Below are 18,338 nucleotides of genomic sequence, written 5' to 3'. Positions count from 1 at the left end.
CGTTACGGGTAATCGCGGTGTTGCGTAGTGTCACTGTCCGGTGCTGTCCGGACTGTCGGAGCGGTTGGTCCGGGTGAGGCGTGGCGATACGCGACGGCACTACGGAGGAGCGCGCATGTCGGTTGACGCGGAAGCCGCACGACTTGAGAGCGGCGCGGAGGGGCCGGACGAGCCGGGGTGGGAGGTGGACCCGGACGACGACTGGGCGCTCGCCGTGGTGACCACCGTCGGGCGGCAGTTGAAGCTGCGGAGGGAGGCCTCGGGGATGCGGGCCGCCGACTTCGCCGTGGCGGCCGGGTACGGCGAGGATCTCGTCTACAAGATCGAGAGCGGGAAGCGGATCCCCCGGCCCGAGTACCTGGACAGGGCGGACGAGGTACTGGGCGCCGACGGGCTCCTCGCGGCCATGAAGGAGGACGTCAAGAAGGTCCGGTATCCGAAGAAGGTGCGGGATCTTGCTCAGATGGAGGCGCGGGCGGTTGAGATCGGCGTGTACGTCTGCCACAGCATCAGTGGTCTGTTGCAGACGGCCGAACACGCCAAGGCGGCGTTCGAATCACGACAGCCTTCGTACTCACGGCAGGAAGTGGAGCGGATGGTGGCCGCCCGTGTGGCCCGGCAGGCCATCTTCGAGAAGGAACCGGCCCCGGCGCTCGGCTTTGTGCTGGAAGAAGGGCCGCTGCGCCGCCCCCTCGGGGGCAGAATGGTATGGCGAGCACAGCTCGAACACTTGCTTGCGGTGAGCGAGTTGCGCAACGTCACGCTTCAGGTGATGCCGACGCACTGCGAAGTGCATCCAGGCTTGGATGGCAAGATCGAGTTGCTGAAGTTCGAGGACGGCACCGCGGTGGGGCGAGCCGAGGGCGCGTTCAACGGCCGACCGACCTCGGAGCCAAGGCAGCTCCGCATCCTGGAACTGCGGTATGGCACCATCCGGGCGCAGGCCCTCCCACCCCGGGAGTCGTTGGCCTTCATCGAGCAATTGCTGGGGGAAACATGATCCGCAAGGCCGCCGCCGGGAATGCCGCGGACCTCGCCTGGTTCAAGAGCAGTTACAGCGACGGCAACGAGGGCGACTCGTGCGTGGAGATCGCCACGCAGCCCGGCACCGTCCACGTCCGTGACTCCAAGAACCCCCTGGGCCCCCGCCTGGCCATCACCCCCTCCGCATGGGCGGACTTCCTCCCATACGCCTCCGAGGGGGCGTGACGGCCCGGCGGAACGGCCTGGCGCGGGTCAGAACTTGATGCTGCCGATCATGCCCGCGATGTTGTTGGTCAGCTCGTTGATCGTCGGGGCGATCGTCGAGGAGGCGAGATAGAAGCCCAGCAGGACGCATACGAGGGCATGGACGGCCTTCAGTCCTGATTTCTTCACCAGGATGAAGACGATGATCGCCAGCAGCACCACCGCCGAAATCGAGAGTGCCACGGCGGCTCACCTCCAAAGATCCCAGGGACATGGGGGGTCGGACTCGGGGGACAGCAATTCCTTACAGCAGCCAGCGGGGTTCATACCCACACAGCGCTAGTGATCATAACTATCCGTACGCGCGCATCGATCGGCGCACGGCCGCACAAGGGGGCGCATGGCCAATATGGTCGGGGCATGAAGACCGAGCCCTCAGAGCCCCCTTCCTTCCCGCGACTCCAGGCGCGCACCCAGCGGTTCACACTCGGCGCACCCCGTGCGTTCACCGTGTCGCCGGACGGCGGCCGAGTCGTCTTTCTGCGCTCCCGTTCCGGCACGGACCGGGCGAACGTGCTGTGGGTCCTCGACGTCGGCAGCGGTGAGGAGCGGGTCGCCGCCGACCCGCCGGCCCTGCTCAAAGGCGCCGCCGAGCGGCTGTCCGCCGAGGAGCGGGCGCGGCGCGAGCGCAGCCGCGAGGGCGGTGCCGGGATCGTCGCGTACGCCACCGACAGCGCCGTCGAGTTGGCCTCCTTCGCGTTGTCGGGGCGGCTCTTCGCGGCCGAGCTGCGCGTCGGCACCGCACGTGAACTGCGCGTTCCCGGACCCGTGATCGACCCGCGGCCGTCCCCCGACGGGCGGCTGATCGCGTACGTCAGCGGGGGCGCCCTGCGGGTCGTGGGGGCCGAGGGCGCGGACGACCGGGTGCTCGCGGAGCCCGAGTCGGAGACGGTCACGTACGGGCTCGCCGAGTTCATCGCGGCCGAGGAGATGGGGCGTTCGCGCGGGTTCTGGTGGTCGCCGGAGGCAGACCGGCTGCTGGTCGCCCGGGTCGACGACGCGCCGGTGCGGCGCTGGTGGATCGCCGATCCCGCCCATCCCGACCGGGCTCCGCAGCAGGTCGCGTATCCGGCGGCGGGCACCGAGAACGCGGACGTCCGGCTCTTCGTCATGGGGCTGGACGGGCAGCGCGCGGAGGTGCTCTGGGACCGGGAGCGGTACCCGTACGTGGCGCATGTGCACTGGTCAGCGGCTGGTGCGCCGCTCGTCCTGGTGCAGGCGCGTGATCAGCGCAGCCAGCTTTTCCTGGCGGTGGATCCGGTCACCGGGGCGACCCGGATGGTGCACGCCGATGAAGATCCACATTGGCTTGATCTTTTCCCTGGTGTGCCGTGCTGGAGTCCGGGCGGACAGCTCGTACGGATCGCCGACGAGGGCGGTGCGCGGGTGCTCGCCTTCGGGGAACGTCCGCTGACCGGACCGCAGTTGCAGCTGCGTGCCGTGCTGGACGTCTCGGACGACGACGTGCTGGTCTCGGCGTCCGCGGGCGAGGGTGCCGCGTCCCCGGAGACCGGCGAGATCCACGTGTACCGGGTCAACGAGCTGGGTGTGGAGCGGATCTCGCAGGAGCCGGGGGTGCACTCGGCGGTCCGGGGCGGCGGGGTGACCGTGCTCGTGTCGTCCGTACCGGACAAACCGGGCGCCGACGTGCAGGTGCTGCGCGACGGCAAGCGCGTCGGGACCGTGGCCTCTTATGCGGAACATCCCGGTCTGTCCCCGCGCGTGACGCTCACCGAGGGGGGCGCACGGCGAATTCCATGCGCCGTGCTGCTGCCTACGGACTACGACGGTGAGGCTCCCCTTCCGGTGCTCATGGACCCCTACGGAGGTCCGCACGGGCAGCGGGTGCTCGCCGCCCACAACGCCTTCCTGACCTCGCAGTGGTTCGCCGACCAGGGGTTCGCGGTGATCGTCGCGGACGGCCGCGGCATGCCGGGGCGCTCCCCCGCCTGGGAGAAGGCGATCAAGGACGACATGGCCGCGGTCGTGCTCCAGGACCAGGTCGACGCCCTGGACGGGCTCGCCGGGCGCTTCCCCCTCGATCTGCACCGGGTCGCGATCCGTGGGTGGTCGTTCGGCGGCTATCTGGCCGGGCTCGCGGTGCTGCGCCGGCCCGACGTCTTCCACGCGGGTGTGCTCGGCGCCCCGGTCACCGACCAGCGGCTGTACGACACGCACTACACGGAGCGGTACTTGGGCGATCCGAACCGTCAGCCCGAGGTGTACGCGGCCAATTCGCTGATCGACGACAACGGGCTCGTACTGGCCGCCGGACCCGCGCGGCCGACGATGATCGTGCACGGGCTCGCCGACGACAACGTGGTGGTCGCCCACAGTCTGCGGCTGTCCTCCGCGCTGCTCGCCGCGGGCCGCCCGCACGAGGTGGTGCCGCTGTCGGGCGTCACGCACATGACCCCGCAGGAGCAGGTCGCCGAGAACCTGCTGCTGCTCCAGGTGGACTTCCTGAAGCGGTCGCTGGGGCTGGACTGACGGCCGCCACGCGGTGAGATGCGACGGACCGGGGCGACATGGCTCGCCCCGGTCCGTCTACGGCACCCGCACGGCCGTACGGTGTTCACCTTGGCGCGTCCGTATATCGGTACCGCTTCCGTCAAGTTGCCCCTGTGTAAACGAACTTTGTCGCCGTTTGTGCGCTTATGCCGAGGGCTCGGACGGCCCCTCGGGCGGTGCCGGCCGGCTCGTCTCCGGCGGGACCACGTGTTTCTCCTCCGCGAAGTGGCACGCCGACGGGTGCGCGGCCGGGCCCTCGGTGTAGCGGAACTCCGCGGGCACGGCCAGCAGCGGCACTTCGAGCGCGCACCGCTCCCGCGCCTTCCAGCAGCGGGTGCGGAAGCGGCAGCCGGACGGGATGTTCGCCGGGGACGGGACGTCGCCGGACAGGATGATCCGTTCGCGGTGCTCGCGCGCCTCCGGGTCCGGTACGGGCACGGCGGACAGCAGGGCCTGGGTGTAGGGGTGCGTCGGGTGGTCGTAGATCTCGGCGTCCCGGCCGGTCTCCACGATGCGGCCGAGGTACATCACCCCGACCCGGTCGGAGATGTGCCGCACGATCGACAGGTCGTGCGCGATGAAGACGTACGAGAGGTCGAACTCGTCCTGGAGGCGGTCCAGGAGGTTGACGACCTGCGCCTGGACGGAGACGTCGAGGGCGGAGACCGGTTCGTCGGCGACGATGATCTCCGGGCGCAGGGCGAGGCCCCGGGCGATGCCGATGCGCTGGCGCTGGCCGCCGGAGAACTGGTGCGGATAGCGGTTGATGTACTCCGGGTTCAGGCCCACCACGTCCAGCAGTTCCTGGACCCTGCGCCGCCGGTCGCCCTTCGGCGCCACCTCCGGATGGATGTCGTACGGCTCCCCGATGATGTCGCCCACCGTCATCCGCGGGTTGAGCGAGGTGTACGGGTCCTGGAAGACCATCTGGATGTTGCGGCGGACCGCCTTCAGGGCCCGGCCCGACAGCTTGGTGATGTCCTCGCCCTTGTAGCGGATCTCGCCCGCCGTCGGGCGTTCCAGGTTGACCAGCATGCGGGCGACGGTCGACTTGCCGCAGCCCGATTCGCCGACGATGCCCAGGGTCTCGCCCCGGTCGAGACGGAAGTCGACGCCGTCGACCGCCCTGACGGCTCCGACCTGCTTGCGGAACACGATGCCCCGGGTGAGCGGATAGTGCTTGACCAGGCCGCTGACCTCCAGAATCGGCTCAGGCATCCAGGCACTCCCTCCAGAAGTGGCACGCGCTGCCGCGGACCTCGGAGACCTCGTACAGCGGCGGTTCGTCGGTGCGGCACACGTCGCGGGCCATCGGGCAGCGCGGGTGGAAGGCGCAGCCCGGCGGGATGTGCGTCAGGTTGGGCGGCAGGCCCTTGATCGCGTAGAGCTCCCGGCCCTTCTGGTCCAGGCGCGGGATCGACTCCAGAAGCCCTCTGGTGTACGGGTGCGCGGGGGCCTTGTAGATGTCGTGGACCGGGGCCGACTCGACGATCCGGCCCGCGTACATCACGGCGATCCGGTCGGCGACGTCGGCGACCACGCCGAGGTCGTGGGTGATGAGGATGAGGCCCATGTCGAGCTCGCGCTGCAACTCGGCCAGCAGGTCCATGACCTGGGCCTGGACGGTGACGTCGAGGGCGGTGGTGGGCTCGTCGGCGATGATCAGGGCCGGTTCGAGCGCGAGCGCCATGGCGATCATGATGCGCTGGCGCATGCCGCCGGAGAACTGGTGCGGGTAGTCCCGTACGCGCTGGGCCGCGGCCGGGATACGGACCCGGTCCATCAGCTCGACCGCCTTGGCGCGGGCGTCCTTGCGGGACATGCCGCGGTGGACGGTGAACATCTCGCCGAGCTGGTCGCCGACCGTGAGTACGGGGTTCAGGGACGACAGCGCGTCCTGGAAGATCATCGCCATCTCGGCGCCGCGGACCTTGCGCCGCTCGTCCTCTTTCAGCTTCAGCAGGTCGCGGTTCTGGAAGAGAATCTCGCCGCCCGTGATGCGGCCCGGCGGCGTGTCGAGGATGCCCATGATCGCCTGGGCGGTCACCGACTTGCCCGAGCCGGACTCGCCCAGCACGGCGAGCGTCTCGCCCTTGTCCACGTGGTAGTCGACGCCGTTGACGGCCTTCGCCACCCCGTCCCGGGTGCGGAACTCCACGCGCAGGTCGCGCACTTCGAGCAGCACGGCCGTCACCTCAGCTTCGGGTCGAGGGCGTCGCGCACCGCGTCGCCGAGCATGATGAACGCCAGCACGGTGATCGCGAGGGCGCCGGCCGGCCAGAGCAGCATGTGCGGGGCGTTGCGGATGTACGGGGACGCCGCGGACAGGTCGATGCCCCAGGAGACGGTGGGCGGCTTCAGACCGACGCCGAGGTAGGACAGCGTGGCCTCCAGGGCGATGTACGTGCCGAGCGCGATGGTCGCGACGACGATCACCGGGGCGACGGCGTTGGGCGCGATGTGCCGCAGCAGCAGCCGGGAGTTGGAGGCACCGAGGGCCCGCGCGGCCTGTACGTAGTCGTGCTGCTTGGCGGTGATGACGGAGCCGCGGGCGATCCGGGAGATCTGCGGCCAGCCGAGCAGCACGATGAAGCCGATGACCGGCCAGACGGTGTTGCTGGTCACCACCGAGAGCAGCACCAGGCCGCCGAGGACGACCGGGATCGCGAAGAAGATGTCGGTGACGCGGGACAGGATCGCGTCCCACGCGCCGCCGAAGAAGCCCGCGAGGCCGCCGAGGACGGCGCCCAGGACCGCGACGCCGAGGGTGGCGAGGACTCCGACGAGGATCGAGATGCGGGTGCCGTACACCGTGCGGGTGTAGACGTCGCAGCCCTGGCCGTCGTAGCCGAAGGGGTGGCCCGGCTGGGAGCCCTCCTGGGCGCGCGAGAGGTCGCACTTGAGGGGGTTGCCGGAGGCGATCAGGGAGGGCCAGATCGAGATGACCACGAGGAAGAGGATGACCAGCGCGGAGACCAGGAAGACCGGGTTGCGCCTCAGGTCGCGCCAGGCGTCGGACCAGAGGCTACGGGGTCTGCCCTGGGGGCCGGAGGCTTCGGGGCCGCCCGGTGGCTGCTCCAGGGTGGTCGCCTCGCTCGCGGCGAGGTCCATGGCGCCGCCCTGGCCGGTCGCGGCGACGGCCTTCTCCGGCTCGTAGGGCTCAGGCATGGCGGATCCTCGGGTGCTCAGGCATAGCGGATCCTCGGGTCGAGTACGGCGTACAGGAGGTCGACCAGCAGGTTGGCGACGAGGAAGACGAGGACGAGGACGGTCACGAAGCCGACGACGGTCTGGGTGTTCTGGCGCAGGATGCCCTGGTAGAGCTGGAAGCCGACGCCGTGGATGTTGAAGATCCGCTCGGTGACGATCGCGCCGCCCATCAGGGCGCCGATGTCGGTGCCGATGAACGTGACCACGGGGATCAGCGAGTTGCGCAGCAGGTGCCGGAAGATCACCCGGCGCCGGGGCAGGCCCTTGGCGACGGCGGTGCGGACGTAGTCGGAGCGGGCGTTCTCGGCGATGGAGGTGCGGGTCAGCCGGGTCACGTAGGCCAGCGAGACCGAGGCGAGGACCAGGCCCGGCACGATCAGTTCATCGAAGGGCGCTTCCGAGGAGACCGAGGGTCTGATCACGGCCCATTCGACGCCCAGCAGGAGCTGGAGCAGCAGGCCGGTGACGAAGGTCGGCACCGAGATGACCACGAGGGTGAGCAGGAGGACCACCGTGTCGACGGGGCGGCCGCGGCGCAGGCCGGTGATCACGCCCAGCAGGATGCCCACCACGATCTCGAAGAGGATCGCGACGATCGTCAGCCGGATGGTGACCGGGAAGGCCGTGCCCATCAGCTCGGTGACCTTCTGACCGTTGAAGGCGGTGCCGAAGTCACCGGTGAACACGTTGCCCATGTAGGTCAGGTACTGCTGCCACACGGGCTTATCGAGGCCGAACTCCTTCTTGAGCTGGGCGGCGGTGGCGGGATCGCAGCTCCGGTCGCCGCACAGACCCGCGACGGGGTCACCCATCACGTTCACCATCAGGAAGATCAACAGGGTGGCGCCGACGAAGACCGGGATCATCTGGAGCAGGCGCCGGATCACATACCGTCCCATGGGGGCTCCGGAGGTTCAGGGGGCGGCGCCCTGAAGGCCAGGGGCCGCCCCGCGCGGCCTAGCTGACCTTGATCTCGTTGTAGACGGGCACGCTGAACTGGTTGAGCGCCACGTCCGAGATCCGGTCCGAGTAGCCCGCGCTGCCGTTCTGGTACCAGAGCGGGATGGCGGCCATGTTGTCCCGGACGACCTCCTCGGCCTGCTGGAAGGACTTGATCGCCTTCGCCGTGTCGGTCTCGGTGTTGGCCTTGTCGACTAGACCGTCGAACTCGTCGTTGGACCACTTGCCGTCGTTGGACGAGGCGTTGGTGTAGTAGAGCGGCTGGAGGAAGTTCTGGATCAGCGGGTAGTCCATCTGCCAGCCGGCCCGGAAGGGGCCCGACATCTTCTCGTCCGTGATCTGGTTGCGGAAGTCGGCGAAGGTGCCGACGGGGTTGCCGACGCACGCCTTGTCGTTGCCCAGCGCGTTGTTGATGCTGTTGCACACGGCGTCCACCCACTCCTTGTGGGAGCCGGTGTCCGCGTTGTACGTGATCTTGATCTGGCCGCCGGGCAGACCGCCGCCGTCCTGGACCAGCTTCTTGGCCTCGCCCGCGTCGTACTCACAGGCGTCGCCGCACAGCCCGTCCTTGTAGCCGCCGTCCGCGCCGAGCACCGGTGAGGTCCAGTCGGTGGCCGGGGTGCGGGTCTTCTGGAAGATCGTCTCGGTGATCTGCTTGCGGTTGATCGCCCGCGACAGGCCCTTGCGGACCTTCTCCATGCCGCTCTTGTTCCACCGGTCGTCGTAGAACGGGAAGGCGAGCGTCTGGATGATCCCGGCGGGGGTGTTGATGTACCGGTCGCCGAGGTCGTTCTTGGCGTTCTTGAGCTGGGAGGCGGGCACGTCGTCGACGAGGTCGAGGTTGCCGGCCATCAGGTCGGTGTAGGCGGTGTTGTTGTCGGTGTAGACCTTGAGGTCCACCCCGCCGTTCTCGGCCTTGTCGTCACCGGGGTAGTCGTCCCACTTGCGCAGCGACATCTGCGAGCCCTTGGTGTACGAGTCGACGGCGTACGGGCCGTTGCCGACGGGCTTCTTCAGCCAGGCGTCGTGGTCGTCGAAGAACGCCTTGGGCAGCGGCGCGAAGGCGGCGTAGCCGAGAGTGTCGGGGAAGGTCGAGAACTTCTGGTTGAGCTTGACGGTGAAGGTCTTGTCGTCCTTCACGGCCAGGCCCGACAGGGTGTCCGCGCTCTGCTTGCCGGAGTCGGGGTGGGCCTTGTCGTAGCCGTCGATGTAGCCGAAGAAGTACGCGTTCTTCTGGTTGTTCTTCAGGCTCGCGCCGTAGTTCCAGGCGTCCACGAAGGACTGGGCGGTGACCTTCTCGCCGTTGGAGAAGGTCCAGCCGTCCTTGACGGTGATCGTGAAGTTCTGCGAGTCCGAGGTGTCGATCTTCTCGGCGAGCATGTCCTCGGCGGCGCCCGTCTTGGCGTCGTACCGCTTCAGCCCGCGGAAGATCATGTCGAGGACCTTGCCGCCCTGCACCTCGTTGGTGTTGGCCGGCTCCAGCGGGTTCTGCGGGTCGCCCCAGGACGAGCTGAGCACGCCGGTGCCGTCCCCGCCGCCGTCGCCGCCCCCGCCTCCGCAGCCCGTCGCCACGAGCGCGACCGCCGCCGCGCCCGCGGCCCATCTGGCGTGCGTGGCTCCACGCATGGAGTGCCTCCTCGAAGTGCGCCGCCTCCAGCGCCGGAGCGCTGTACCTTCTCGCCAGATTCGAGGCAGAAGAGGCGTACCGCACATCCACCCGGGCCATTCGGCGGAATCCGGGGGCGAGGCACCGACCCGGAAACGCCGGGTTCCCGGCACCGAAGCACGGTGCCGGGAACCGGACAGGAGCCGTCAGGAGAAGGTCACGCCACGTGCACGACGTCCTTCTCCTCCGCGAAGTGGCACGCCGACTCGTGCGCCGCCGGGGTGTCCTTGCCCACGAAGCGCTGCGGGACCGCGAGCAGCGGCGTCTCCTCGGCGCAGCGGGCCTCGGCCTTCCAGCAGCGGGTGCGGAAGGAGCAGCCCGACGGCGGGTTGGCCGGGGACGGCACGTCACCGGTGAGGATGATCCGCTCCCGGTTCTCCCGCGCCTCCGGGTCCGGCTGCGGCACGGCCGACAGCAGGGCCTGGGTGTAGGGGTGCGTCGGGTGGTCGTAGATCTGCTCGTCGCTGCCGATCTCCGCCATCTTGCCGAGGTACATCACGCCGACCCGGTCGGAGATGTGCCGGACGATCGACAGGTCGTGCGCGATGAAGAGGTAGGAGAGGTTGAACTCGTCCTGGAGCTTCTCCATCAGGTTGATGACCTGCGCCTGCACCGACACGTCCAGGGCCGACACCGGCTCGTCGCAGATGATGACCTCGGGGTTGAGCGCGAGGCCGCGGGCGATGCCGATGCGCTGGCGCTGACCGCCGGAGAACTGGTGCGGATAGCGGTTGATGTACTCCGGGTTCAGGCCGACCACGTCGAGCAGTTCCTGCACCTTGCGGCGCCGGTCGCCCTTCGGGGCCACCTCGGGGTGGATGTCGAAGGGCTCCCCGATGATGTCGCCGACCGTCATACGCGGGTTCAGCGAGGTGTACGGGTCCTGGAACACCATCTGGATGTTCCGGCGCACGGCCTTCAGGGCGCGCCCGGACAGCTTGGTGATGTCCTGGCCCTTGTAGAAGATCTCGCCCGCGGTAGCCCGCTCCAGGTTCATCAGCAGCTTGGCCACGGTGGACTTGCCGCAGCCGGACTCGCCCACGATGCCCAGGGTCTCGCCCTGGTACAGGTCGAAGGAGACGCCGTCGACGGCCTTGACCGCGCCGACCTGCTTCTTGAACAGGATGCCGAGGGTAAGCGGGAAGTGCTTCTTCAGGTTGCGCACCTGGAGGATCGGCTCACCGCGGTCGACGGGCGCCTCGATCGCGGCGACCGCCTCCGACTCGGAGTGGGCGTCGACGACGTCCACCTCGGAGACGTTCGGGGTGGCCTCCTGCTCGTCGTTCTTGCTGAGCTCAGCCATGGATCGTCTCCTTCCAGAAGTGGCAGGCCGAGGCGCGGCCGGCCAGTTCGGTGCCGTCCCGCTCGGTCACCTGGTACAGCTCCGGGATGTCCGTGCGGCACACGTCCTGCGCCTTCGGGCAGCGCGGGTTGAAGGCGCAGCCGGTCGGCACGCGCAGCAGGTTGGGCGGCAGACCCTTGATCGCGAAAAGCTCGGAGCCCTTCTGGTCCAGACGCGGGATCGAGTCGAGCAGCCCGCGTGTGTACGGGTGCGCCGGGCGCTTGTACAGCTCGTGGACCGGGGCGCGCTCCACGATCCGGCCCGCGTACATCACGGCGATCTTGTCCGCGACGTCGGCGACCACGCCGAGGTCGTGGGTGATCAGGATCAGACCCATGTTGTACTCGCGCTGGAGCTCCGCGAGCAGGTCCATGACCTGGGCCTGGACCGTCACGTCGAGGGCCGTGGTGGGCTCGTCGGCGATGATCAGGTCCGGCTCCAGGGCCAGCGCCATGGCGATCATGATGCGCTGGCGCATACCGCCGGAGAACTGGTGCGGGTAGTCGTCCACCCGGGCCGCGGCGGCCGGGATCTTCACCCGGTCCATCAGCTCGACGGCCTTGGCCTTGGCCTCCTTCTTGGAGAGGCCCTGGTGCACCCGGAACATCTCGCCGAGCTGGTAGCCGACGCTGAGGACCGGGTTGAGCGAGCTGAGCGCGTCCTGGAAGATCATGGCGATCTTCTGGCCGCGGATCTGCCGGCGCTCCTCGGCGGACATCTTCAGCATGTCCTGGCCGCGGAAGAGGATCTCGCCCTGCGGGATCTTCGCCGGCGGCATGTCGAGGATGCCCATGATCGCCTGGGCGGTCACGGACTTGCCGGAGCCGGACTCGCCGAGCACGGCGAGCGTCTCGCCCGCGCTGACGCTGTAGTTGACGCCGTTGACGGCCCTGACCACGCCCTCGCGGGTGTGGAACTCGACGTGCAGGTCCCGCACGTCCAGCAGCGGGCCGTCGCCGGCGTCGCCCTCGTGCGGGGCGGGCACCGGGGCGGTGTCTTCGATGATGGTCACGTACGCCTCCCTCAGCGCTGCTTCGGGTCGAGGGCGTTGCGGACGGCCTCACCGAGCATGATGAACGCCAGCACCGTGATGCTGAGCATGATCGACGGGTAGAGCATGATGAACTGCGCCACCCGGATCTGGTTGCCGCCGTCCGAGATGTCGTTGCCCCAGGACACGCCGTTGAGGCCGAGTCCGAGGAACGACAGCGTGGCCTCGGCGCCGATGTAGACACCGAGCGAGATGGTCGCGACGACGATCACCGGGGCCATCGCGTTGGGCAGCACGTGGCGGAAGAGGATGCGGCGGGTGCCGGCGCCGAGCGCCTTGGCCGCCTGCACGTAGTCCGCCTGCTTGATGGTGATCACCGAACCGCGCATCACGCGCGCCGTCTGCGTCCAGCCGAGGAAGGCCAGCGCGCCGATGACGACCGGGATGGTGCGGTCGGTGAAGGAGTTCAGCATCACCATCGTGCCGAGCAGGAACGGAATGCCGAAGAACATGTCCGTCACCCGGGACAGCACGGCGTCGAGCCAGCCGCCGAAGTAGCCGGCGATCATGCCGATCAGCCCGCCGAGGACGGTGACGAGCAGGGTGGTGCCGGCGCCGACGAGCAGCGAGGCGCGGGTGCCGTAGATGGCGCGGGCGTACACGCTGCGGCCCAGGGCGTCGTAGCCCAGCCAGTCGCCCGAGAAGACGTGGCCGTAGTTGGGGTGCTGCAAGTAGTGGTTGGCCAGGTCCTGCTCCGCCGGGTCGGTGCTCGTGAACAGGCCCGGGAAGGCCGCCATCACCAGCAGGAGCACGATCAGCACCGCGGAGACGATGAAGACCCAGTTGCCGCGCAGGTCCCGCCAGGCGTCGCCCCACAGGCTGCGGGTCTTCTCCGGCTTGACTTCCGGCGCGTTGGTGGCGGTGGTGACGACGGGGTCGTCGGCGGTCGTGGTCAGCTCAGGCATAACGGATCCTCGGGTCCAGGACCGCGTACAGCAGGTCGATGATCAGGCTCATGAGGAGGTAGACGAGGACGAGGATCGTCACCAGGCCGACGAGCGTGGTTCCCTCACGGCGGACGATCGACTCGTAGATGGTGCCGCCGACGCCATGGATGTTGAAGATGCCCTCGGTCACGATGGCGCCGCCCATCAGGGCGCCGATGTCGGTGCCGAGGAAGGTGACCACCGGGATGAGCGAGTTGCGCATCAGGTGCACGCCGACGATGCGGCGCCGGGGCAGGCCCTTGGCGATGGCCGTACGCATGTAGTCGGCGCGCAGGTTCTCCGCGACCGAGGTACGCGTCAGGCGTGCCACGTAGGCGAGCGAGGCGCAGGCCAGCACCAGTGCGGGCATCAGCAGCTGCATGAAGTCGGTGTCGTCGACCACCGCCGGCTCGAGCCAGTCGAGCTGGAAGGCGAAGACCGTCTGGAAGATGTAGCCGAGCACGAAGACCGGCACCGAGATGAGCAGCAGCGTCAGGAACAGGACGGCGGTGTCGGCCGCCTTGCCCGCGCGCAGACCGGCGACGATGCCGAGCAGCAGGCCGACGGTCGCCTCGATGAGGAACGCCAGACCGGCCAGGCGGAGCGTCACCGGGAACGCCTCGCCGAGGATGTCGGTGACCGGGCGCCCACTGGCGACCTGGGTACCGAAGTCGAAGTGCAGAACCATGTTCCGCATGTAGTCCCAGTACTGGACCAGGACCGGCTTGTCGAGGCCGTACTCGTGCCGCAGCGCGTTCAGTACCGCCGGGCTCGCGCCCTTGTCCCCGAAGAGCCCTCGCACGGGGTCGCCGGGAAGGGCATAGACCATCAGGAAGATGAGCAGGGTTGTCCCGATGAACACCGGGATCATCTGGAGCAGTCGTCGTGCGACATAGCGCCCCATGGTGCCTCCATGTCAGTCACAGCGGCAGGCCCTTTTCACCGCACGCGTACGGCTTCCGAACGGAAGTCGTCGTACGTACGCGGTGAAAAGGGCCCCCCGGCCGATCGGCCGCCGCCGTGCCGCACCCGGTTCGGGGTGCGGCACGGCACACGCTGTTCGCCAGCGGTTACTTCTTGACCTGAACGCCGGTCAGGATCGGGTCGCCGTCCTGGGCGTACTTCACGCCGGTGACGTTCTCCGAGTAACCCGCGTTGACCTTGTAGTACCAGAGCGGAATGCTCGGCATGTAGTCCGGCAGCTTCTTCTCGAGCTCCTGGTACTTCTTCTCCGACTCCTCGAGCGTCGCCGCCGAGTCGGCCTCGGAGATCAGCTTGTCGACCTCCTTGTTGGAGAAGCCGCCCTGGTTGCCGTCCGACTTGGTGCCGAACAGGTCCCGGAGGAAGTTGGCGTTGAACGGGTAGTCGAGCACCCAGCCGGAGCGGTAGGTCGACTTGACTTCCTTGGCGTCACGGGCGTTGAGGTCCGCCTGGAAGTCCGCCTTGGAGTCGCCGGTGCAGGCGACGCCCGTGGCCTTGGTGATGGAGCCGCAGACGGCCTCCACCCACTCCTTGTGACCGCCGTCCGCGTTGTACTGGATGGAGATCTTGTTGCCCGGGACGCCGCCACCCTCCTTGATGAGCTTCTTGGCCTGGGCGGGGTCGTACTTGGTGACGTCGCCGGCCGCGTCCGCCTGGTAGCCGAGGACGCCCTTGGCGACCCAGCCGGTGGCGGGCTCACGGGTGCCCTGGAGCACCGTCTTGGTGATGGTGTCCCGGTCGATGGCCATCGAGATGCCCTGGATGACCTTCGGGTCGACGTCCTTCCACTGCTTCGTGTAGTACGCGATACCGATGGTCTGGATGGCGGAGTACGCCTGGTCCACGGCGCGGTCGCCGAGGTCGGCCTTGTAGACCGGCAGGTCACGCGGGGCGACCTGGCGCATCACGTCGAGGTTGTTGGACTTCAGGTCCTGGTAGGCCGTCTCGAGCTTGGAGTAGTTCTTGAAGATCACTCCGCCGTTCTTGGCCTTGTTCGAACCCTGGTAGTCGTCGTTGCGGACGACCTCGATCTGCTTCTTGTGCGACCAGGAGACGAACTTGTACGGGCCGTTGCCGACCGGCTTCTGACCGGCGGCCGTCGGGTCCTTGTAGAAGGACTCCGGCAGCGGCGAGAAGACCTCGTAGCCCAGCTTGTAGACGAAGTAGGGCAGCGCCTTGGTCAGCGTGATGGTGAAGGTCGAGTCGTCGACGACCTTCAGGCCGGACATCTCGGTGGCCTTCGCCTTGCCCTTGGCCGGCGCGACGTCGTCGTAGCCCTGGATGTCGGAGAACCAGAAGCTGTTGGTCTGCTTGTTCGACGGGACGGCGGCCCAGTTCCACGCCTTGACGTAGGACTCGGCGGTCACCGCGGTGCCGTCGTGGAACTTCCAGCCGGACTTCAGCTTGACCGTGAAGGTCTTGTTGTCCTTGGTGTCGACCGACTCGGCGTTCATCATGACGATCTTGCCGCTCGAGTCGTAGTCGACGAGCGGGGTGAACAGAGCCCGGGTCACGATGCTGCCGTTGGACTCCATGGCGTTGGCCGGCTGCAGCGGGTTCTGCGGCTCGCCCACCTCGACCGAGAACTTCCCGTTCGGGTCGACGGCGGCCTTGCTGCCGCTGTTGTCGTCATCGCCACCACCACAGGCGGTCGCGCCCAGCGCCACAACCGCGGCCATTGCGACCCACTTGGCGCTCTTGGCACCGCGCATGGGTTCCTCCTCATGAGTCCATTGGTTCACCGCAAAAGGGAGCACGAGACACACCACCGTCACTCAGGACGGAAAAGATGCCGGTGCCCCCTGCGCTCGAAAGTCGGCGCCGCCTGCGGCGCGTGACCCTGAATCCGAGCTCTACGCGCCTAACTATCTGCCATGCGCCAGTGCCCGGCCACACTCACAAGGTCTCGGTTCGATCACACCTGCCACCTACATCTTCCAAAATCCGGACAAAGTGTTTGCTGAAAGATCCCTGCGAAACGGACTTGTTACACATCTATCGGTCGCAGGTGTCCGCATTCCGGACGATCAGGAGAGGAAATTGGGTTGCGGACTACCGTGCGAAGCACCACGGCGCCTTCGGCATGCCCTGGCCCGGAACGCGGAGCGTGTAACGCCCGCCTTCGCCCGGACTCACGTGGACAGCAAGGTAGTGCCAATCGGCCACCCTGTGAGGCCCCGGTGCGCAATCAAAGGGTTTTCCCTAGTCTACGCGCGTAGGGTGCCCTGTCCGCCCCTGAACCACGCGAAGGGGCGCCCCGCGACCGCGGAACGCCCCTGACGACCGGTGCCGGCCCGCGCTGCCCCGAAGGGCCGCGCGGGCCGGCCCGGACTCAGCCGTGCTTGGCGCGGCTGGCGGCGCGGGCGCGCTCGCGGGCGTCCAGGTTCACCTTGCGGATGCGGACGGCCTCCGGGGTGACCTCGACGCACTCGTCGTCGCGGCAGAACTCCAGGGACTGCTCGAGCGACAGCTTGCGCGGCGGGACGATCGCCTCGAACGAGTCGGCCGAGGACGACCGCATGTTGGTGAGCTTCTTCTCCTTGGTGATGTTCACGTCCATGTCGTCGGAGCGCGAGTTCTCGCCGACGATCATGCCCTCGTACACCTCGGTGCCGGGCTCGGTGAACAGCACGCCGCGCTCCTGGAGGTTCGTCATCGCGAAGGCGGTGACGGCACCGGAGCGGTCGGCGACCAGCGAACCGTTGTTACGGGTGGCCAGCACGCCGAACCAGGGCTCGTGCCCCTCGTGGATCGAGTGCGCGATACCGGTACCGCGGGTGCTGGTCAGGAACTCCGTACGGAAGCCGATCAGGCCACGAGACGGGACGACGAACTCCATGCGCACCCATCCCGAACCGTGGTTGGACATGTTGTCCATCCGGCCCTTGCGGACGCCCATGAGCTGCGTGACCGCGCCCATGTGCTCCTCGGGCACGTCGATCGTCATGCGCTCGACCGGCTCGTGGGTCTTGCCGTCGATCTCCTGGGTGACGACCTGCGGCTTGCCGATGGTCAGCTCGAAGCCCTCGCGGCGCATCTGCTCGACCAGGATGGCCAGCGCCAGCTCGCCGCGGCCCTGCACCTCCCAGGCGTCGGGACGCTCGGTGTCCAGCACCCGCAGCGAGACGTTACCGATCAGCTCGCGGTCCAGACGGTCCTTGACCTGGCGCGCGGTCACCTTGCGGTCCTTGACCGCGGCCTTGGCGTCGGCGCCCTTGCCGGTGCCGCCGCGGCCGACCAGCGGCGAGGTGTTGGTGCCGATGGTCATGGAGATCGCGGGCTCGTCGACCGTGATCAGCGGCAGCGCGATGGGGTTCTCGGTGTCGGCGAGGGTCTCACCGATCATGATGTCCGGGATGCCGGCCACGGCGCAGATGTCGCCGGGACCCGCCACCTCTGCGGGCTTGCGGGTGAGCGCCTCGGTCATCAGCAGCTCGGTGATACGGACGTTGGACATCGAGCCGTCGCGCTTGATCCACGTGACGGTCTGGCCCTTGCGCAGTTCGCCCTGCTCGACACGGAGCAGCGCGATCCGGCCGAGGAAGTTGTCGGCGTCCAGGTTGGTGACGTGGGCCTGGAGCGGCGCGGACTCGTCGTAGGACGGGGCCGGGACGTGCTCCAGGATGGTGGAGAAGAACGGCTCCAGGCTGTCGCTGTCGGCCGGCACGGTGCCGTCCTCCGGCTTGGTCAGCGAGGCGATGCCGTCACGGGCGCAGGCGTAGACGATCGGGAACTCGATCTGGTCCTCGTCGGCGTCCAGGTCGAGGAAGAGGTCGTACGCCTCGTTCACGACCTCGTCGATGCGCGAGTCGGGCCGGTCCGTCTTGTTGATGCACAGAATGACGGGCAGCCGGGCCTGAAGAGCCTTGCGCAGCACGAACCGCGTCTGCGGCAGCGGCCCCTCGGAGGCGTCCACCAGCAGCACCACCGCGTCGACCATCGACAGACCGCGCTCGACCTCGCCGCCGAAGTCGGCGTGGCCGGGGGTGTCGATGATGTTGATGGTGATGGCCTCGCCGCCATCCTTGGGGTGGTACTTCACGGCCGTGTTCTTGGCCAGGATCGTGATGCCCTTCTCACGCTCCAGGTCGTTCGAGTCCATCATGCGGTCGTCGAGCGACTCGGCGGCGTGCGCGGCGAAGGCACCGGCCTGCTTGAGCATGGCGTCGACCAGGGTGGTCTTGCCATGGTCGACGTGGGCGACGATGGCGACGTTACGGATGTCGTGGCGCGTGGCCATAGTGAGGCGCTTCTCCCGGGATAGTGGACGGCCGCCGCCGAGCGGGGCCTGCCGGGCTGTACACGCCACGGCCTCACCCCATGGTACGTGGCCGAGAAGCAGCCGTCCTCCGCGGGCCACCGCACCCGGAACACGAGGACCCCATGCCCCGCGGCGACCGCCCCTCCCCGTGCACCGGAAGGGGTGTCTCGCGCGACGCCCCC

General features: G+C 68.3%; 15 protein-coding genes. 3 read left to right on the top strand and 12 right to left on the bottom strand.

Translation table 11 applies throughout. From position 1 onward, the window contains the following. Positions 1 to 115: 115 nt before the first annotated feature. Both ACFV6E_RS12460 and ACFV6E_RS12455 read left to right on the top strand, forming a co-directional pair. The gene (locus tag ACFV6E_RS12460) at positions 116 to 1,000 is read left to right on the top strand and encodes a helix-turn-helix domain-containing protein (protein ID WP_385460992.1); all 885 of its coding nucleotides are present in this window, start codon (positions 116 to 118) and stop codon (positions 998 to 1,000) included. Continuing rightward, entirely contained in the window at positions 997 to 1,209 is a 213-nt protein-coding gene (locus tag ACFV6E_RS12455; protein ID WP_385163227.1) for a DUF397 domain-containing protein, read from the top strand. The genes ACFV6E_RS12460 and ACFV6E_RS12455 overlap by 4 nt, the downstream gene beginning before the upstream one ends. A 27-nt stretch (positions 1,210 to 1,236) precedes the next feature. On the opposite strand, the gene ACFV6E_RS12450 is transcribed toward ACFV6E_RS12455, so the two are convergent. Beyond that, a complete protein-coding gene (locus ACFV6E_RS12450; RefSeq protein ID WP_385163224.1) occupies positions 1,237 to 1,431 on the bottom strand; it encodes a hypothetical protein in 195 nt (64 codons plus the stop codon). 177 nt (positions 1,432 to 1,608) lie between these two features. On the opposite strand from ACFV6E_RS12450, the gene ACFV6E_RS12445 reads away from it, so the two are divergent. Beyond that, positions 1,609 to 3,738, top strand: coding sequence for a prolyl oligopeptidase family serine peptidase (locus ACFV6E_RS12445; RefSeq protein ID WP_385460989.1), 2,130 nt, complete (start codon positions 1,609 to 1,611; stop codon positions 3,736 to 3,738). Positions 3,739 to 3,903: 165 nt separating this feature from the next. On the opposite strand, the gene ACFV6E_RS12440 is transcribed toward ACFV6E_RS12445, so the two are convergent. The 11 genes from ACFV6E_RS12440 to typA all read right to left on the bottom strand — a co-directional run bounded on the left by ACFV6E_RS12440 (position 3,904) and on the right by typA (position 18,135). Next, the gene (locus ACFV6E_RS12440; protein ID WP_385460986.1) at positions 3,904 to 4,977 is read right to left on the bottom strand and encodes an ABC transporter ATP-binding protein; all 1,074 of its coding nucleotides are present in this window, start codon (positions 4,975 to 4,977) and stop codon (positions 3,904 to 3,906) included. Next, positions 4,970 to 5,944 (bottom strand): ABC transporter ATP-binding protein, encoded by a 975-nt coding sequence (locus ACFV6E_RS12435; RefSeq protein WP_385460983.1) that lies wholly within the window; start codon positions 5,942 to 5,944, stop codon positions 4,970 to 4,972. Before ACFV6E_RS12435 ends, ACFV6E_RS12440 begins: the two co-directional genes overlap by 8 nt. Before the next feature lie 5 nt (positions 5,945 to 5,949). Further along, positions 5,950 to 6,927, bottom strand: coding sequence for an ABC transporter permease (locus ACFV6E_RS12430; protein ID WP_385163214.1), 978 nt, complete (start codon positions 6,925 to 6,927; stop codon positions 5,950 to 5,952). A 17-nt stretch (positions 6,928 to 6,944) separates the two neighbouring features. Continuing rightward, positions 6,945 to 7,868: an ABC transporter permease gene (locus ACFV6E_RS12425; protein ID WP_385163212.1), complete on the bottom strand. Its 924-nt coding sequence runs from the start codon at positions 7,866 to 7,868 to the stop codon at positions 6,945 to 6,947. Positions 7,869 to 7,926: 58 nt separating this feature from the next. After that, entirely contained in the window at positions 7,927 to 9,555 is a 1,629-nt protein-coding gene (locus ACFV6E_RS12420; RefSeq protein ID WP_385163209.1) for an ABC transporter substrate-binding protein, read from the bottom strand. 197 nt (positions 9,556 to 9,752) lie between these two features. Beyond that, entirely contained in the window at positions 9,753 to 10,898 is a 1,146-nt protein-coding gene (locus tag ACFV6E_RS12415; protein WP_385163206.1) for an ABC transporter ATP-binding protein, read from the bottom strand. Continuing rightward, a complete protein-coding gene (locus ACFV6E_RS12410; protein ID WP_385163203.1) occupies positions 10,891 to 11,949 on the bottom strand; it encodes an ABC transporter ATP-binding protein in 1,059 nt (352 codons plus the stop codon). The genes ACFV6E_RS12415 and ACFV6E_RS12410 overlap by 8 nt, the downstream gene beginning before the upstream one ends. Positions 11,950 to 11,960: 11 nt before the next feature. Further along, a complete protein-coding gene (locus ACFV6E_RS12405) occupies positions 11,961 to 12,893 on the bottom strand; it encodes an ABC transporter permease (RefSeq protein ID WP_385163201.1) in 933 nt (310 codons plus the stop codon). Further along, complete coding sequence (locus tag ACFV6E_RS12400; RefSeq protein ID WP_385163199.1) at positions 12,886 to 13,818, bottom strand: ABC transporter permease; 933 nt, start codon at positions 13,816 to 13,818, stop codon at positions 12,886 to 12,888. The genes ACFV6E_RS12405 and ACFV6E_RS12400 overlap by 8 nt, the downstream gene beginning before the upstream one ends. 166 nt (positions 13,819 to 13,984) lie before the next feature. After that, the gene (locus ACFV6E_RS12395; RefSeq protein WP_385163196.1) at positions 13,985 to 15,607 is read right to left on the bottom strand and encodes an ABC transporter substrate-binding protein; all 1,623 of its coding nucleotides are present in this window, start codon (positions 15,605 to 15,607) and stop codon (positions 13,985 to 13,987) included. A gap of 620 nt (positions 15,608 to 16,227) precedes the next feature. Continuing rightward, on the bottom strand, positions 16,228 to 18,135 hold the full coding sequence (gene typA / locus ACFV6E_RS12390) for a translational GTPase TypA (protein ID WP_385163193.1): 1,908 nt from the start codon (positions 18,133 to 18,135) through the stop codon (positions 16,228 to 16,230). Positions 18,136 to 18,338 lie beyond the last annotated feature (203 nt).

The organism is Streptomyces sp. NPDC059785 (assembly GCF_042732375.1).
Taxonomy (GTDB): domain Bacteria; phylum Actinomycetota; class Actinomycetes; order Streptomycetales; family Streptomycetaceae; genus Streptomyces.
This window is presented reverse-complemented; position numbering and strand designations above follow the sequence as displayed.

Bases quoted from the DNA above. Each gene is read 5' to 3' on its own strand.
- ACFV6E_RS12395 (WP_385163196.1), bottom strand. From the start codon at position 15,607: ATGCGCGGTGCCAAGAGCGCCAAGTGGGTCGCAATGGCCGCGGTTGTG.
- ACFV6E_RS12440 (WP_385460986.1), bottom strand. From the start codon at position 4,977: ATGCCTGAGCCGATTCTGGAGGTCAGCGGCCTGGTCAAGCACTATCCG.
- ACFV6E_RS12460 (WP_385460992.1), top strand. From the start codon at position 116: ATGTCGGTTGACGCGGAAGCCGCACGACTTGAGAGCGGCGCGGAGGGG.
- ACFV6E_RS12415 (WP_385163206.1), bottom strand. From the start codon at position 10,898: ATGGCTGAGCTCAGCAAGAACGACGAGCAGGAGGCCACCCCGAACGTC.
- ACFV6E_RS12400 (WP_385163199.1), bottom strand. From the start codon at position 13,818: ATGGGGCGCTATGTCGCACGACGACTGCTCCAGATGATCCCGGTGTTC.
- ACFV6E_RS12455 (WP_385163227.1), top strand. From the start codon at position 997: ATGATCCGCAAGGCCGCCGCCGGGAATGCCGCGGACCTCGCCTGGTTC.
- ACFV6E_RS12420 (WP_385163209.1), bottom strand. From the start codon at position 9,555: ATGCGTGGAGCCACGCACGCCAGATGGGCCGCGGGCGCGGCGGCGGTC.
- ACFV6E_RS12405 (WP_385163201.1), bottom strand. From the start codon at position 12,893: ATGCCTGAGCTGACCACGACCGCCGACGACCCCGTCGTCACCACCGCC.
- typA (WP_385163193.1), bottom strand. From the start codon at position 18,135: ATGGCCACGCGCCACGACATCCGTAACGTCGCCATCGTCGCCCACGTC.
- ACFV6E_RS12430 (WP_385163214.1), bottom strand. From the start codon at position 6,927: ATGCCTGAGCCCTACGAGCCGGAGAAGGCCGTCGCCGCGACCGGCCAG.
- ACFV6E_RS12445 (WP_385460989.1), top strand. From the start codon at position 1,609: ATGAAGACCGAGCCCTCAGAGCCCCCTTCCTTCCCGCGACTCCAGGCG.
- ACFV6E_RS12425 (WP_385163212.1), bottom strand. From the start codon at position 7,868: ATGGGACGGTATGTGATCCGGCGCCTGCTCCAGATGATCCCGGTCTTC.